Genomic DNA, 13,146 nt, shown 5'->3' with positions numbered 1-13,146 from the left:
TCATGTTCGACACCAACGAGATCAACGAGGCCGTCGACGGCAAGCTGAGCAGCATGCTCGCCCACGCCGCGATGCGCGACATCACCAAGGATGTCGCCAAGGACCTCATCTTCGCCGAATGCTTCGTCGAGACCGAGCGGCTGCAATTGCGCCCCGTCACGATCGATGACCTTCCGGCCTATTCGGCGATGCTCGCCGATCCCGACGCCTTCACCTATTCCGACCGTGGTCCGATGGGTTCGGACGAAGCCTTTACCCGCCTGTGCCGCCAGGTCGGCCACTGGACGCTCCTCGATTACGGCCTCTTCGCCGTTTTCGAAAAGCACAGCGGCCATTTCGTCGGCGAGGTCGGCTTCGGCAATTTCAACCGCGAGATCGGTCAGGGCTTCGACGGCAATCCCGAAGCCTGCTGGACCATCCGCAAGCCCTTCCAGGGCCGTGGTTATGCGCAGGAAGCCGCGCTCGCCGCACTGCAGTTCACCGAGGACCGGCTGATCGCCACGCGCACCGTCGCGATGGTGCATCACGAAAACCTGGCCTCGATCCATATCGCCCGCAAACTGGGGTTCCGCGCTTATGACGAGCGCATCTACCGCGGTTTCCGGGCCATCCTCTTCGCGCGCGAATATTAGGGGGAAACCCGCTCGCATCTTCCTGATACGCGTGTGAAGAACGGGGGTGGGGCAGTTCTGGGTGAGAGCTGCCCCATTTCCATTTGTATCCGCCGCAACTCGAGCGGCGCTCCGGATCACCCTCCCCGCCTGCCCGTTGGATGATCGTACGTCATTCCCAACAGCAGGACTTTCCCATGAACATTCTGATTGCCGGCGCCACCGGCAAGACCGGCGCCCGCCTGACCCGCCAGCTCGACGAGGCAGGCCACCATCCGGTCGCCATGGTGCGCGAGAGCTCGGACACCTCGGTCCTGCCGCACGGTGTCGAAACGCGCCAAGCGGACCTTACCGACCTTGCCGATGATGTCTGCGAGGGAGCCGACGTCGTCGTCTTCGCGGCTGGCTCGGGTGGCGACACCAGCGAGGAGATGACGGACAAGGTCGACCGCGACGGTGCCAAGGCGCTGATCGATCGCGCAAAGGCCAAGGGCGTATCGCGTTTCGTCATGCTCAGCTCGATCGGCGCGGGCGATCCCGATCCCGAAAGCGACCTTGCGCACTATCTCGAGGCCAAGCACGCCGCCGATGAACATCTCAAGGCCTCGGGCCTCGACTATGTCATTGTCCGCCCGGTCGCGCTCACCGAAGAGGATGGGCAGCGCGACATGACGATCGGCGACGGGGTCGACCCCGAGGGCAAGGCCCATCGCGGCGATGTGGCGGCGGTACTGGCGCGCGCGGTCGACGATGACCTGCTGCTTAATCGGGTGGTCGAGCTCGAAAGCCGCTGACGGCGAAAACGGATCGGGCCCCGGCATCGCTGCCGGAGCCCGATCCTACGGACGGTTTCAAGTCCTAGGCGGGGCGGGTCTGCCCTTCTCCATGGACGCGATAGTGGAAGCTGCACAATTGCTCGAGTCCGACCGGGCCGCGGGCGTGCATCTTACCGGTGGCGATGCCGATCTCGGCACCCATGCCGAATTCGCCGCCATCGGAAAATTGCGTGGAGGCATTGTGCATGACCACCGCGCTGTCGACGCGCGTCATGAACTGGCGCGCAGCCTCATCGTCCTCGGTGAGGATGGCGTCGGTGTGGCCCGAATGATGCTCCGAGACGAATTCGACCGCTTCATCGAGGCCGTCGACGACTTTCACCGACAGGATGTTGTCGAGATATTCCTCGCCCCAGTCAGCCTCGGTCGCGGCCTTGATGCCGGGGAGGAACCGCAGCGCGTCCTCGTCCCCGCGCAATTCGCAATCACCAAGCGCTTCCTTGAGCCTGGGAAGGTAGTCGGCCGCGATCGCACGGTCGACGACGAGGCTCTCGGTCGCCCCGCAAACGCCGAGGCGGCGCTGCTTGGCATTCTGCACGACGCGGACCGCCTTTTCGAGGTCGGCACCGGCATGGACATAGCTGTGGCAATTGCCGTCGAGGTGGAGGAGCGTGGGCACCTTGGCCTGGTCGCGCACCCGCTCGACCAGCGACTTGCCGCCGCGCGGGATGATGAGATCGATCTTGCCGACGGCCTCGAGCATCGCGCCGACCGCGGCGCGGTCGGTCGTGCCGATGACCTGCACGGCTTCCTTGGGCAGCCCCGCTGCGGCAAGACCTTCGGCGATGGCGGCGTTGATCTCGCGCGCGCTGTTCTGGCTGTCCGAGCCGCCGCGAAGGATCACGGCATTACCGCTCTTGAGACAGAGCGCGCTGGCATCGGCGCCGACATTGGGGCGCGATTCGTAGATCATGCCGATGACGCCGATGGGCACGGCAACGCGCTCGATCTTCAGGCCATTGGGTCGGTCGAAGGTCGCGAGCGTGCGGCCCACGGGATCATCAAGGTCGGCGACGGTACGCATGCCCTCGGCCATCGCCTCGATCCGCGACGCATCGAGCGCGAGGCGGTCGATGAAGGCCTCGTTCTTGCCGGCGGCGCGGGCATTGTCGATGTCACGCGCATTGGCGCGAAGAATGGCATCGCTACGCTCGATCAGCGCGTCGGCGCCCTTGCGGATGGCGAGGTTCTTTTCATCGGTCGTGGCGGTGGCGAGGCGCGCGGCGGCGCGCTTGGCGCGGCGGGCGAGTTCACCGACATAGGTGGTAGGATTGGTTGGCTCGATATCGGCCATTGTGTCGTTTCTCCGGTCTGGAATATTGTTGGTCATGTGCGGGAGCGCGCCGGTCAGCGCAGCTCGACCGCACGGTCGAAGGCGGCATCGACGGTCTTTTCGAGAAGGTCCCCCACCCCGCCGTCACGGCGCAGGACGGTGAGGCCAGCATCGGTCGTGCCGCCAGGGCTGGTCACGTCATTGCGCAACTGTTCGAGGCTGCGCGGGTCGCGGCGGGCCAGTTCGCCCGCGCCGGCCACCGTCTCGACCGCGATCTGGCGAGCCTCGGCAGGTGTAAAGCCGCGCGCTTGCGCGATTTCCTGCAAGGCGCGCATGATCTCGAAGACATAGCCGGGGCCCGAACCGGCAAGCGCGGTGAACATGTCGATCCGCCCCTCCTCCTCGAGCCAGGCGATCTCGCCGGTTGCCGAAACCAGCTTGCCGACCAGGATCTTCTGGCTGGCCGTAATGCCCTCCTGAGCGAACACCGCGCTCATCCCTTGCCCGCAGGCGGCAGGAAGGTTTGGCATGACGCGGGCCACCGGCAGGTCGCCAAGAAGGCGGGAGATGCGGCTGGTGGGCACACCGGCGGCAATCGACAGCGCGAAGGCGCCGGGCCGCAGGAGGTTGGCATAGGGCGGCAACACGTCTTCCATCATCTGCGGCTTCACCGCGACGATGAGCGCATCGTAACGCTCGCCTTTCAGTGCATCGATCGAACGGACGTGGCGAACGCGGTTGGGCGTGTCGATGCCGGCGGGGTCGACCACCGTGATCGCGGGAAGCTCGCCCCCCGTCCAGCGCGACAGCATCGCGCCGCCCATGTTTCCGCATCCGGCCATCAGAATTTTCATCAGTATTTTTTCTCCCCCGCAAACATCATCTTGCGTGCGTTTTCTCTCGTTTAAATCTGCTTCAGTAATAAAGGAGCGGTCCGATGGTTTCAACCGCCAGCCAGCCAAGTCGTGCCAAATTCAAGTTGCCGCAAGAACAGGTGTAAAATCTTCACATTGGCACTTGCACTATAGTACGGATCGCCATCTTTACTTGATAATGACTTGATCGCCGTATCCAGATGGTTTGATTTTTCGGCTCGAACCCTTTAGTTTCATTGCGAAATCGAGATCGGAGAATTTTTGTGAGTGATAACAAGCGGATCGTCATCAAGGTCGGCAGCGGCCTCGTGGTCAGTGAAGAAGAACGCGCACCGCGCTTTGCCTTCATGCACGGGCTGATGGCCGACATCGCTGCGCTGCGGGCCAAGGGTTACGAGGTCGTGCTGACGTCCTCGGGCGCCGCGGCCATCGGCCTCGACATGATCGGGGTCGCACCGGGCGATGCGGGTCTGCAGGACAAGCAGGCCGCCGCGGCCTGCGGACAGCCGCTGATCATCAACGCATGGAAGCAGGTCGCGCTCGAGTTCGGGATCGGCATCGCGCAAGTGCTGCTGACGTCGGAGGAAATGGAAAACCGCCGCCGCTATCTCAATACCAAGAATACGGTGGAGCGCCTCCTCAAGAACGGCATCCTGCCGATCGTCAACGAGAATGACACGGTCACGACCAAGGAAATCCGCGTCGGCGACAATGACCGGCTTGCCGCGAAGGTGGCGCAGATGATCCATGCCGACGAATTCGTCATGCTGACCGATGTCGACGGGCTCTACGACCGTCCGCCGGGCGAGGAGGGCGCGCAGTTCGTCCCCGAAGTGACCGACGTCGCCGACTTTCTCGATGCCACCAAGGGCAAGGGGCTGCTCGGCTCGGGCGGGATGCTGACCAAGATGCAGGCCGCCAACATGGCGCAGAATGCGGGCACCAGCGCGCGCATCGCGAGGGGGATCATCGAGCGCCCCATCTCGAGCGTCCTCGAGGGCGAACGCCGCCATACCCATTGCCTCGCGCAGGGCGATCCGCAATCGGCATGGCGCGTCTGGCTCACCGACCGTCTCCAGATGGCGGGCAGCGTCACCGTGACCGCCAGGGCCGCAGAGGGCCTGCGCGGCGGCAAGGACGGGATCGGCACCGCCGACCTGCTGGCGACCAGCGGCGAATATCAGAAGGGCGACGTGCTACACGTCTTCGACGAAGCGGGGATCGAGATCGGTCGTGGACTGACCAACTTCTCGTCCAACGAAACCGAACTTCTCGTGCGCTGTTCGGACGAGGAAGTGGGCGATGTGCTCGGCTACAACAGCCACTCGGACATCATCGCGGCGCGCGATTTCGCGCTGCTCGGCGACCACAACCTGTCGTGGGACCGCCCCGAGGAACGCGAACTGGCCGCAGTTGGCTAGGCTCCGCGCTTTCGAACTAAGCACCGCATGGTTCGTTTCCTCGTCGTATCCGACGGAAAGGAAGCGACATGGCCTGCCAACCCCATCCAGTCGGGGAGCGACCGCACAGGCGGCGACGGGTGCCCCGGTCAACGGGCGTCCTCGCCGCCTTTTTCCTGCTAGCCGGCTGCGCGAGCGTGACCGAGCAACGGGTCGAGAGCAGCCTCGCCGATGCGGGCGTGCCGCCGCAAATGGCATCCTGCATGGCGGGCGAGTGGGTCGACCGCCTGTCGACCGACCAGATCCGCGACGTCTCGCGCTTCGCCAAGCGGCTGAAGGCCGACCGCGAACGCATGACCGTGGCGCTCCTCATCGACCATGTCGCGGCGTGGAACGACCCCGAGGCGGCGCTGGTCATCTCGACCTCCGCGGCAAAATGCGCCTTTCGCTAGCGCAACAGCGATGTGATGGGGAAATGGTAGCGGAGGAGGGACTTGAACCCCCGACACGCGGATTATGATTCCGCTGCTCTAACCAGCTGAGCTACTCCGCCCCATGGGCCTTGGCGACGGCAATCCGTCGCTGCGGATGCGAGCCTATAAGGACGACTTCCATGTTCGTCAATCGCTTTGGAACCGCGATCTTCACCCCTCGTTGGATGGGCAATTCGAACATTCGAAAGATGGGCACATATGGAACCCGCAACACCGATCGACACGCTCTGCCGCATCATCCTCCGCGCCCGCGAATATGAAGCGCAGATCCCGACCAATTACGACAGTGACGAGAGCCCCGACAATGTCGACGGCGATGATGACGACGAGGCCTTTTCGGTACTCGACGACGACATCAACACCAGTGTCGAGGAGGAGTTGGCGGGGGTGATCGACGACCTTGCCGACGACCAGCAGGCCGAAGTGCTTGCCTTCGTGCTGCTCGGTCGCGGCGACTATGAGAAAAACGAGTGGAAGGAAGCGCTCGAGACCGCTGGCGAGGACAGCAATATCGTCGAGACGCTGCTCGAGACCCCGATGCTTGCCTCGATGCTCGAACAGGGCATGGCCGTGTTCGACCTCGATTGCGACAATGTGGGTTCGGTCACCTAAGGCCGCGCCTTGCCCGAAAAGGCCCAACGCCCCAGCGCGTCCCACGGCCCGTCCATGTAGCGATAGAGCGCCAGCCCCGCGATTTTCAGCGGGCGCGGGGTGAACTCGGCCTGTTTCGCCGCCAGCAGCGCCTTGGCCTCGGCGGGGGTCACCTTGTTCTGGATCGTGACATGGGGACGCCACCCGCCGCTGTCCTGTGCGGTCAGGAGCCCGCAAAAATGGTCGGCGACGAGCGCGCGCAGCCGCACCAGCTCCTCGCTCTCCACCCTATAGGCCACCCCCCGCCCCAGCGACATCAGGCTGGCGAGCCTGGCATCGGGCGCGCGATGCTCTCGGGCGAGGCGCGACAGCACGCCGCTCGCCTCGGCCTCCGCACTTGGCGGCAGGGCGTGAAACATGGTCAGGTGCGCATCGAGATAGTTACGCTCGGGCGGGAAATGCGCGGTGCGCTCGGCGGTCAGCCGGCCATGATCGGCCTTGCCCAGGGCAGCGGTGACGATGAGCGCCCCGCTCATGCGCTCGGCCAATGGTCGCGCTCGACCGCGGGGCGTGTGCCGAGCGCCGCTGCCGACTCGCCGAGGCGCAAGCTGCCGTCAGCGAGGCGCAATTCGCGCCAGTCGACGCGGTGGAGAGATTCGCCGGCGCCCGCGACGCCGCCGGTCGAGGCGAGTGCGTAGACGAGGCGCCCGTCACGCTCGCCGAGCATGGCATCGACGATGCCGCCCACTTTCGTCCCGTCGGTATTGCAAAGCTCCATCCCCACGAATTTCGACAGCGGCACCAGCCCCTGCCCAGCGCCCTCCTCGCTCTGGCGCTGCGCGTCCTCGCCGCCCTTCTCCATCGCCGCGCGCCGGCCGAGCCAGCGCCACACACCGAAGATGTTGATGAAGAAGAGGACGACATTCTGCCACATTAGCCCGCCCTGCCCCGTCGTCAGGCCGACGATGAACCAGGCGACCGAGCCGATGGTGAAGATGACAAAGCCGATGCCGGTGATCCTTGCCCCGAGGTTGGAGGCGGTGACCAGCGCGGCGACGGTGATCGCGATCGGCGCGACGAGGCGGGCGACATCTTCCATCACGGCTCAATGCATGAGGCGCCCCTGCCGTTCACCTCGGGCGAGCGAACCGGCTTTTAGCGGGGGACAAATCGGCGCTGGATGTCTATAGGCGCGGCCATTGTCAGTAGAGGAGACATGAGCATGCGCATCGGCGTGCCCAAGGAAATCAAGAACCACGAATATCGCGTCGGCCTCACGCCGTCGTCGGTCGCCCATCTCGCCGCGCGCGGTCACGAGATGTTCGTCGAGACGAAGGCGGGCAGCGGTATCGACTTCAGCGACGAGGACTATGTGGCGGCGGGTGCGAAGATCATGCCCGACGCCAAGTCGGTCTTCGAGGCCGCCGACATGATCGTCAAGGTCAAGGAGCCGCAGCCGCAGGAAGTCGCCATGCTCGAGCCGCGGCACATCCTGTACACCTACCTCCACCTCGCCGCCGACCGGCCGCAGACTGAAGGCCTGATCAAGTCGGGCGCGACCTGCATCGCCTACGAGACGGTGACGAGCGATGCCGGCACGCTGCCGCTCCTCAAGCCGATGAGCGAGGTCGCGGGCCGCCTGTCGATCCAGGCCGGCGCGCATTACCTCGAAAAGGAAAAGGGCGGCCGCGGCGTGCTGCTCGGCGGCGTGCCGGGCGTGAACCCGGGCAAGGTCGCGATCATCGGTGGCGGCGTGGCCGGCATCAACGCGGCGATGATGGCGACCGGCATGCGTGCCGATGTCACCATCTATGACATCAACCCCGACCGCCTCGCCGAACTCGACCTGCATTTCGGTTCGACGATCAAGACGCAATATGCCTCCAAGCCGATGATCGAACGCGCGCTCGAGGAAAGCCATCTCGTCATCGGCGCCGTGCTGGTGCCGGGTGCGGCGGCGCCCAAGCTCGTCGACCGCGAAATGCTCAAGCTCATGAAGCGCGGAACGGTCATCGTCGATATCGCGATCGACCAGGGCGGTTGCTTCGAAACCTCGAAGCCGACCACCCACGACGACCCCGTCTACGAAGTCGACGGCGTCATCCATTATTGCGTGGCCAACATGCCCGGCGCGGTGGCGCGTACGTCGACCTTCGCGCTCAACAATGCGACGCTGCCCCATGCGGTGGCGCTTGCCGACAAGGGCGCCGAACTGGCGATGGCGACCGACGCGCACCTCGCCAACGGTCTCAACGTCTCGGACGGCAAGATCCGCCACGCGGCGGTGGCCGAAGCCTTCCCCGACCTGCCTTACGAGCCGGTCGCGGCCTGAGGCTCGACGCTCGCACGGGCCAGGCTGCGCGCTCCCTCGACGAGGGGGCGCCAGTCTGCCCCGGCGGGCGCTTCCTCGGCGAGCGCGTCGAGCAGCGGCAGCGCCGCCTCCGCATCGCCACTCCGAAGCAGCGCCAACGCCTTGAAGAAACGCGGCCCCGGATGCTCGGGCGCCAGCGCTATGCCGCGGTCATAGGCGAAGTCGGCGGCGGGCGAGAGCGTGCCCGCATGATCGGCCAGCGCATTGCCGTAAAGCGACCAGAGCGCCCCCGATTGCGGATGTTCGCGCAGCGCCGAGCGATAGATACCGGCGGCATCGGCGGTCTGCCCGCGCGCGGCATAGCCCTCGGACAGGATCGCCCACTGGTCGAGCCAGGTGAAGCGGCCGTAGAAGGCCTCGCGCGCGCCCTTCAGCGACAAGGGGCTCGGCAGGGCGGGGCGCTCGGCCACCGGCTTGCCCTCGAGCGACGGGCTGCCCGACAGCGCATAGCCGGCGCCGCCGAACAGAAGCGCGGCGGCCGACAGGGTCAGGGTAGCCCCCCGCACGCCGCGCCAGAACAGGAAGAGAAGGCACAGGGCCGCGAGACCCAAAAGGATCAGGTAACCGGTCATTCGTCCCCTCCCCGCTTGAAGCGGCGGCGCACCATCCAGAAGCCAAGCAGGAGCAGCAGCAGCGGCGCCGCGAACAGCGGCCAGGAGACGGGATCGCTGCCGACGGGGCGATAGCTGACCGCGCCGCCATAGCGGTCGACCAGCCAACCGCGCACTTCCTCGGGGCGCTGCCCTTCGGCGATGCGGCTGCGCACGAGGCGGCGCATGTCGGCGGCCATGTCGGCATTGCTCTCGGCGATCGACTGGCCCTCGCAGGTGAGGCAGCGCAATTCGTCCATCAGCGCCTGCGCCTCGGCTTCGCGGGCCGGATCCTCGAGCTGGGCGAAGGCATAGTCGGGGCTGGCGGCGGCGAGTAGCAGCGGGGCGAGCACGGTGATCATCGCAGGGCCTCCCATGCGCTCACGATACGCTCGACATCGGCGGGGACCAGCGGCCCCTGCACATGGTCGCGCACCACGCCTTGCGCGTCGACGAGATAGGTCTCGGGCACGCCCGTCGCCCCGAGCGCAAAGACCGCCTCGCTGCGCGGATCGCTGCCGATGGCGGTGAACGGGTCGCCATGATCCTCGAGGAAGCGGGCGACGGCCTCGGGCGTGTCGCGCACGGCGATGCCGGTGACAGGCACGCCCGCTTCGGCGATGGCGTCGAGCAGCGGCGCCTCGGCGATGCACGGGTTGCACCAGCTGCCGAACAGGTTGACGAGATGCGGCTCGCCGGTGGCCAGCGTGTCGATACCGGGCTTGCCGGGCACGATGGGCTCGAGCGCGAGGTCGGGCGCGGGCTTGCCGACGAGCTGGCTGGTGATGTCGGGCGCGTCCGAGGGATCGGCGAGCCGCCAACCGATGAAGGCGAAAATCGCAAGAACGATGAGGAGCGGCAGGAAGCGTCTTACCACGAGCGTTTCTCCCTGTAGCGCGGTTCGCGCGGTTGGCGACTGCCACGCCAGTCGCGCACTGCGCGGCCGACGAGCGAGACGAGCCCGCCCAGCGCGATAAGCAGGCCACCGAGCCAGATCAGCGTGACGAGCGGCTTCCACAGGATCCTGAGCTGCCAGCCCTCGTCGATGCTGCCCCTGCCGATCGTGGCGTAAAGCTGTCCGTCCCAACGGGTGATGATGGCGCTTTCGCTGGTCGCGGTGGGCGGCTCGTTGAACAGGCGCTGCTGGGGAACGAGCAGGTCGGCGCCGTCACCGCGCGAGGCAATGAGACGCGCCTCGATGGCGGTCCAGTTGGGGCCTGCGACCGGCGACACGCCGCGCAGCTCGACCAGCCACGGACCTGCGCTGACCCGTTCGCCGGGGCGGACGACGGCGAGCCGCTCGGTGGTGAAAGCGCTTTCGGCGGCGATGCCGACCGTGAGGACGCCGACACCCAGATGGGCGATGACCATGCCCCAGACGGGGACCGGCGCGCGCCACGGCTTGCGGATGAGGAGCGGCACGAGGCTGGCGATGACGAGGCCGGTGCCGAGGCTGAGACCGAGCCGTTCAAGCAGGCTCATCGACCAACCGAGCGCGATGGTGGCGACCAGCATGGCGAGGCTGGCGACGCCCGCGATGGCGATCCCTTTCGGCAGCGGCTTGGACTGACGTTTCCAGCTGAGCAGCGGCCCGACAAACAGCAGCGCGACGAGGATCAGCGCGAGCGGGCCGGTGACGAGGTTGAAATAGGGCGGGCCGACCGAGATGGAGGCGCCGAAGGCCTCGGCGATCAGCGGGTAGAAGGTGCCGAACAGGACCAATGCCAAGATGACCGACAGGAGGAGGTTGTTGGCGACCAGCGCGCCTTCGCGGCTTGCCGGTTCGAAGGGCGCGCCCTCGCGGACATGGGCGATGCGCGCGCCGAACAGCGCCAGCGCGCCGCCGACATAGAGCGCCATCAGGATGAGGATGAAGGTGCCGCGCTCGGGATCGACCGCGAAGGCATGGACAGAGGTGACGAGCCCCGAGCGCACGAGGAAGGTACCGAGCATCGACATGGCAAAGGCAATGAGCGCGAGTACCATCGTCCATGCGCGCAATGCCTCGCGCGCGGCAAGCACCGAGACCGAATGGAGGAGCGCGGTGGCCGCGAGCCACGGCAGCAGCGAGGCATTCTCGACCGGATCCCAGAACCAGTAACCGCCCCAGCCCAACTCGTAATAAGCCCAATAGGATCCGGCGAGGATGCCTGCGGTCAGGAAGGTCCAGGACAGCAACACCCACGGCCGCATGGCACGGGCGAGCGCGGCATCGACGCGGCCGCCGAGCATCGCGCCAATGGCAAGGCTGAAGGCTGCCGAGAGGCCGACATAGCCGACGTAGAGCATCGGCGGGTGGAAGACGAGGCCGGGGTCCTGCAACAGCGGGTTCAATCCCCTGCCCTCGATCGCCGGCGGGTCGAGCCGCGCGAAAGGATTGGAGGACAGGAGGAGGAAGGCATAGAAGCCGAGCGCGAGCGCGCCCTGCATCCCGAGCGCACCGCGCAGCACCTTGGGCTCCAGCCCCTTGGAGAAAGTCGCCATCAGCGCACCGAAGAAGGACAGGAGCAGCACCCAGAGGAGCATCGAGCCCTCATGGTTCCCCCATGCGGCGGCGAGCTTGTAGAAGGGCGGCTTGTCGGCATGGCTGTTGGCCGCGACCAGCTCGACCGACAGGTCGGTGATCCAGAAGACGCGCAGCAGGGCGGCAAAGGCGACCGCAGCGAGGATGGCCTGCACCACGGCAATGGCGCGAAGGCGCGTCTCGGTCCCCTCCCCGCCCGTCAGCGCCAGCGCGACCTGGAGCCCTGCCAGCGCCACCGCTAGCCACAGCGCGGCATGGCCGAGTTCGGCAATCATTCGGCGGCGACCGTCTCTGCCGTCGCGCGCTCGGCGCTCTCGGCCAGCTCGGGCGGCATGTAATTCTCGTCATGCTTGGCGAGGATACGGTTGGCGGCGAATTCGCCGCCGGGCATGAGCTGCCCTTCGGCGACCGCGCCAGAGCCCTCGACGAAGAGGTCTGGAACGATGCCGCGATAGGTGACGGCGGCTTCCGCCTGCTCGTCCTCGAGGACGAAGCGGTAGCTGGTGCCGTCGCCATAGGTCTCGATCGAGCCGTCCTTTACCATCCCGCCGAGGCGCAGCGGCACGCCCGTCTCGACCGTGCCCTCGGCGATGTCGCTAGGGGTGACGAAATAGGCGGCGCGATCCTGTAGCCCCCAGAGCGCCAGCAGCGCGGCGCCGCCGATGGCGACGAGCGCGAGGATGACGAGGGTCAGGCGCTGGGTCTTGGGCGCGGCGCTCACCTGCGGCGCTCCTTGGCGGCGGCAGCTTCGGCGCTGCGCATGGCGCGCCACGACTGGATGAGCAGGCCGAGCATGGCGAGGATGCCGAAGCCATAGGCGCCGATCACGAAGGGCCAGGGGTTCATCGTGTCTCCTCCGCGCGGCGCTGGAGCCGCATTTCGAGCTTCACCCGCGCGATGTCGGCGCGCATCCGCATCAGCGTGATGGCGACGAACATGAGCGTCATGCCGAGGAAGGTCAGACCGAGCGGCCACAGCATCGAACCGTCGATGCTGCTCTCGCCCTTGAGGACATTGATCGACTGGCCCTGGTGGAGCGAGTTCCACCACAGCACGCTGTAATGGATGATCGGCAGGTTGATCGCGCCGAGCAGCCCGAAGATGGCGGCGATGCGCCCTTCACTGTCGGGTCCGCGAGCGCGCTCGGCGTCGGCCAGCGCGATATAGGCGAGGTAGAGGAAGAAGAGTACCAGCATGCTGGTCAGCCGCCCGTCCCATTCCCACCAGGTCCCCCAGGTCGGGCGCCCCCAGATCGAGCCGGTGGCAAGGCAGATGGCGGCGAATACCGCACCGACGGGCGCGACGGCGCGGCCCGCGAGGCTGGCCAGCGGATGGCGCCAGACCAGCGTGGCAATGGCGCTGATGGCAATGCCGCTCCAGCCCGCCATGCCGAGCCAGGCCGAGGGGGCGTGGAGATAGAGGATGCGGAAGCTGTCGCCCTGCAGATAGTCGGCAGGCACGTAGAAGAGCCCGGCGATGAAGCCGGCAAGCGTCAGCACGAGACCCGGCCAAAGCGTCCAGCCCGTGGCTGGCTTGGCGAGTTTCAGGAAGCGGGCGGGGTTGGCGAAACGATGCATTGCG

17 protein-coding genes and 1 tRNA gene are annotated in these 13,146 nt (G+C 66.5%); 6 read left to right on the top strand and 12 right to left on the bottom strand.

Going from position 1 to position 13,146, the window contains the following annotated elements; all coding sequences use genetic code 11:
• The first annotated feature begins 2 nt into the window (after positions 1 to 2).
• Together NUW81_RS00655 and NUW81_RS00650 are read left to right on the top strand one after the other, a co-directional pair.
• A complete protein-coding gene (locus tag NUW81_RS00655) occupies positions 3 to 632 on the top strand; it encodes a GNAT family N-acetyltransferase (protein WP_245109263.1) in 630 nt (209 codons plus the stop codon).
• Positions 633 to 808: 176 nt separating this feature from the next.
• Positions 809 to 1,405 (top strand): SDR family oxidoreductase, encoded by a 597-nt coding sequence (locus tag NUW81_RS00650; protein ID WP_245109261.1) that lies wholly within the window; start codon positions 809 to 811, stop codon positions 1,403 to 1,405.
• Positions 1,406 to 1,469: 64 nt separating this feature from the next.
• On the opposite strand, the gene NUW81_RS00645 is transcribed toward NUW81_RS00650, so the two are convergent.
• On the bottom strand, positions 1,470 to 2,741 hold the full coding sequence (locus tag NUW81_RS00645; protein ID WP_245109258.1) for a glutamate-5-semialdehyde dehydrogenase: 1,272 nt from the start codon (positions 2,739 to 2,741) through the stop codon (positions 1,470 to 1,472).
• 53 nt (positions 2,742 to 2,794) lie between these two features.
• On the bottom strand, positions 2,795 to 3,562 hold the full coding sequence (locus tag NUW81_RS00640; protein WP_245109254.1) for a pyrroline-5-carboxylate reductase family protein: 768 nt from the start codon (positions 3,560 to 3,562) through the stop codon (positions 2,795 to 2,797).
• A gap of 296 nt (positions 3,563 to 3,858) precedes the next feature.
• On the opposite strand from NUW81_RS00640, the gene proB reads away from it, so the two are divergent.
• Both proB and NUW81_RS00630 read left to right on the top strand, forming a co-directional pair.
• Positions 3,859 to 5,016 carry a glutamate 5-kinase gene (gene proB, locus NUW81_RS00635; RefSeq protein ID WP_245109252.1) on the top strand — a complete coding sequence of 386 codons (1,158 nt, stop codon included), beginning with the start codon at positions 3,859 to 3,861 and terminating at the stop codon, positions 5,014 to 5,016.
• A 119-nt stretch (positions 5,017 to 5,135) separates the two neighbouring features.
• Entirely contained in the window at positions 5,136 to 5,447 is a 312-nt protein-coding gene (locus NUW81_RS00630; RefSeq protein ID WP_245109250.1) for a hypothetical protein, read from the top strand.
• Positions 5,448 to 5,471: 24 nt separating this feature from the next.
• Here the strand turns inward: NUW81_RS00630 and NUW81_RS00625 are convergent.
• Positions 5,472 to 5,548 (bottom strand) — tRNA-Met (locus tag NUW81_RS00625).
• A 139-nt stretch (positions 5,549 to 5,687) separates the two neighbouring features.
• Here NUW81_RS00625 and NUW81_RS00620 point away from each other — a divergent pair.
• Positions 5,688 to 6,101 carry a DUF3775 domain-containing protein gene (locus NUW81_RS00620; RefSeq protein ID WP_245109248.1) on the top strand — a complete coding sequence of 138 codons (414 nt, stop codon included), beginning with the start codon at positions 5,688 to 5,690 and terminating at the stop codon, positions 6,099 to 6,101.
• On the opposite strand, the gene NUW81_RS00615 is transcribed toward NUW81_RS00620, so the two are convergent.
• Together NUW81_RS00615 and NUW81_RS00610 are read right to left on the bottom strand one after the other, a co-directional pair.
• Positions 6,098 to 6,616, bottom strand: coding sequence for a 2'-5' RNA ligase family protein (locus NUW81_RS00615; protein WP_245109246.1), 519 nt, complete (start codon positions 6,614 to 6,616; stop codon positions 6,098 to 6,100). The two genes, NUW81_RS00620 and NUW81_RS00615, sit on opposite strands and share 4 nt — an antisense overlap.
• Positions 6,613 to 7,179: a PRC-barrel domain-containing protein gene (locus NUW81_RS00610; RefSeq protein WP_245109244.1), complete on the bottom strand. Its 567-nt coding sequence runs from the start codon at positions 7,177 to 7,179 to the stop codon at positions 6,613 to 6,615. The genes NUW81_RS00615 and NUW81_RS00610 overlap by 4 nt, the downstream gene beginning before the upstream one ends.
• A gap of 123 nt (positions 7,180 to 7,302) precedes the next feature.
• Between NUW81_RS00610 and ald the strand changes: the two genes are divergently transcribed.
• On the top strand, positions 7,303 to 8,412 hold the full coding sequence (ald, locus tag NUW81_RS00605) for an alanine dehydrogenase (RefSeq protein WP_245113604.1): 1,110 nt from the start codon (positions 7,303 to 7,305) through the stop codon (positions 8,410 to 8,412).
• Here the strand turns inward: ald and NUW81_RS00600 are convergent.
• From NUW81_RS00600 to ccmC, 7 genes are read right to left on the bottom strand one after another with little or no spacing between them, the layout of a single operon-like run.
• Positions 8,391 to 9,023: a tetratricopeptide repeat protein gene (locus NUW81_RS00600; RefSeq protein WP_245109241.1), complete on the bottom strand. Its 633-nt coding sequence runs from the start codon at positions 9,021 to 9,023 to the stop codon at positions 8,391 to 8,393. The two genes, ald and NUW81_RS00600, sit on opposite strands and share 22 nt — an antisense overlap.
• Positions 9,020 to 9,403 carry a cytochrome c-type biogenesis protein gene (locus NUW81_RS00595; protein ID WP_245109238.1) on the bottom strand — a complete coding sequence of 128 codons (384 nt, stop codon included), beginning with the start codon at positions 9,401 to 9,403 and terminating at the stop codon, positions 9,020 to 9,022. Before NUW81_RS00595 ends, NUW81_RS00600 begins: the two co-directional genes overlap by 4 nt.
• The gene (locus NUW81_RS00590) at positions 9,400 to 9,918 is read right to left on the bottom strand and encodes a redoxin domain-containing protein (protein WP_245109236.1); all 519 of its coding nucleotides are present in this window, start codon (positions 9,916 to 9,918) and stop codon (positions 9,400 to 9,402) included. The genes NUW81_RS00595 and NUW81_RS00590 overlap by 4 nt, the downstream gene beginning before the upstream one ends.
• Complete coding sequence (locus tag NUW81_RS00585) at positions 9,912 to 11,840, bottom strand: heme lyase CcmF/NrfE family subunit (RefSeq protein ID WP_245109235.1); 1,929 nt, start codon at positions 11,838 to 11,840, stop codon at positions 9,912 to 9,914. Before NUW81_RS00585 ends, NUW81_RS00590 begins: the two co-directional genes overlap by 7 nt.
• Positions 11,837 to 12,286 (bottom strand): cytochrome c maturation protein CcmE, encoded by a 450-nt coding sequence (gene ccmE, locus NUW81_RS00580; protein WP_245109232.1) that lies wholly within the window; start codon positions 12,284 to 12,286, stop codon positions 11,837 to 11,839. The genes NUW81_RS00585 and ccmE overlap by 4 nt, the downstream gene beginning before the upstream one ends.
• Positions 12,283 to 12,411, bottom strand: a complete 129-nt coding sequence (ccmD, locus tag NUW81_RS00575; protein WP_245109230.1) for a heme exporter protein CcmD — start codon at positions 12,409 to 12,411, stop codon at positions 12,283 to 12,285. The genes ccmE and ccmD overlap by 4 nt, the downstream gene beginning before the upstream one ends.
• Positions 12,408 to 13,142 carry a heme ABC transporter permease CcmC gene (ccmC, locus tag NUW81_RS00570; protein WP_245109228.1) on the bottom strand — a complete coding sequence of 245 codons (735 nt, stop codon included), beginning with the start codon at positions 13,140 to 13,142 and terminating at the stop codon, positions 12,408 to 12,410. Before ccmC ends, ccmD begins: the two co-directional genes overlap by 4 nt.
• Positions 13,143 to 13,146: the final 4 nt, after the last annotated feature.

Source organism: Sphingomicrobium aestuariivivum (genome assembly GCF_024721585.1).
Classification (GTDB): Bacteria; Pseudomonadota; Alphaproteobacteria; order Sphingomonadales; family Sphingomonadaceae; genus Sphingomicrobium; species Sphingomicrobium aestuariivivum.
Note: the sequence above shows the minus strand (reverse complement) of the source record. Positions and strands in the feature narration are given on the sequence as shown.

What these genes read in the sequence shown, in the direction of transcription:
- NUW81_RS00655 (WP_245109263.1), top strand. Translation starts at nt 3, where the DNA reads ATGTTCGACACCAACGAGATCAACGAGGCCGTCGACGGCAAGCTGAGC.
- NUW81_RS00650 (WP_245109261.1), top strand. Translation starts at nt 809, where the DNA reads ATGAACATTCTGATTGCCGGCGCCACCGGCAAGACCGGCGCCCGCCTG.
- NUW81_RS00645 (WP_245109258.1), bottom strand. Translation starts at nt 2,741, where the DNA reads ATGGCCGATATCGAGCCAACCAATCCTACCACCTATGTCGGTGAACTC.
- NUW81_RS00640 (WP_245109254.1), bottom strand. Translation starts at nt 3,562, where the DNA reads ATGGCCGGATGCGGAAACATGGGCGGCGCGATGCTGTCGCGCTGGACG.
- NUW81_RS00620 (WP_245109248.1), top strand. Translation starts at nt 5,688, where the DNA reads ATGGAACCCGCAACACCGATCGACACGCTCTGCCGCATCATCCTCCGC.
- NUW81_RS00615 (WP_245109246.1), bottom strand. Translation starts at nt 6,616, where the DNA reads ATGAGCGGGGCGCTCATCGTCACCGCTGCCCTGGGCAAGGCCGATCAT.
- NUW81_RS00610 (WP_245109244.1), bottom strand. Translation starts at nt 7,179, where the DNA reads ATGGAAGATGTCGCCCGCCTCGTCGCGCCGATCGCGATCACCGTCGCC.
- ald (WP_245113604.1), top strand. Translation starts at nt 7,303, where the DNA reads ATGCGCATCGGCGTGCCCAAGGAAATCAAGAACCACGAATATCGCGTC.
- NUW81_RS00600 (WP_245109241.1), bottom strand. Translation starts at nt 9,023, where the DNA reads ATGACCGGTTACCTGATCCTTTTGGGTCTCGCGGCCCTGTGCCTTCTC.
- NUW81_RS00595 (WP_245109238.1), bottom strand. Translation starts at nt 9,403, where the DNA reads ATGATCACCGTGCTCGCCCCGCTGCTACTCGCCGCCGCCAGCCCCGAC.
- NUW81_RS00585 (WP_245109235.1), bottom strand. Translation starts at nt 11,840, where the DNA reads ATGATTGCCGAACTCGGCCATGCCGCGCTGTGGCTAGCGGTGGCGCTG.
- ccmD (WP_245109230.1), bottom strand. Translation starts at nt 12,411, where the DNA reads ATGAACCCCTGGCCCTTCGTGATCGGCGCCTATGGCTTCGGCATCCTC.
- ccmC (WP_245109228.1), bottom strand. Translation starts at nt 13,142, where the DNA reads ATGCATCGTTTCGCCAACCCCGCCCGCTTCCTGAAACTCGCCAAGCCA.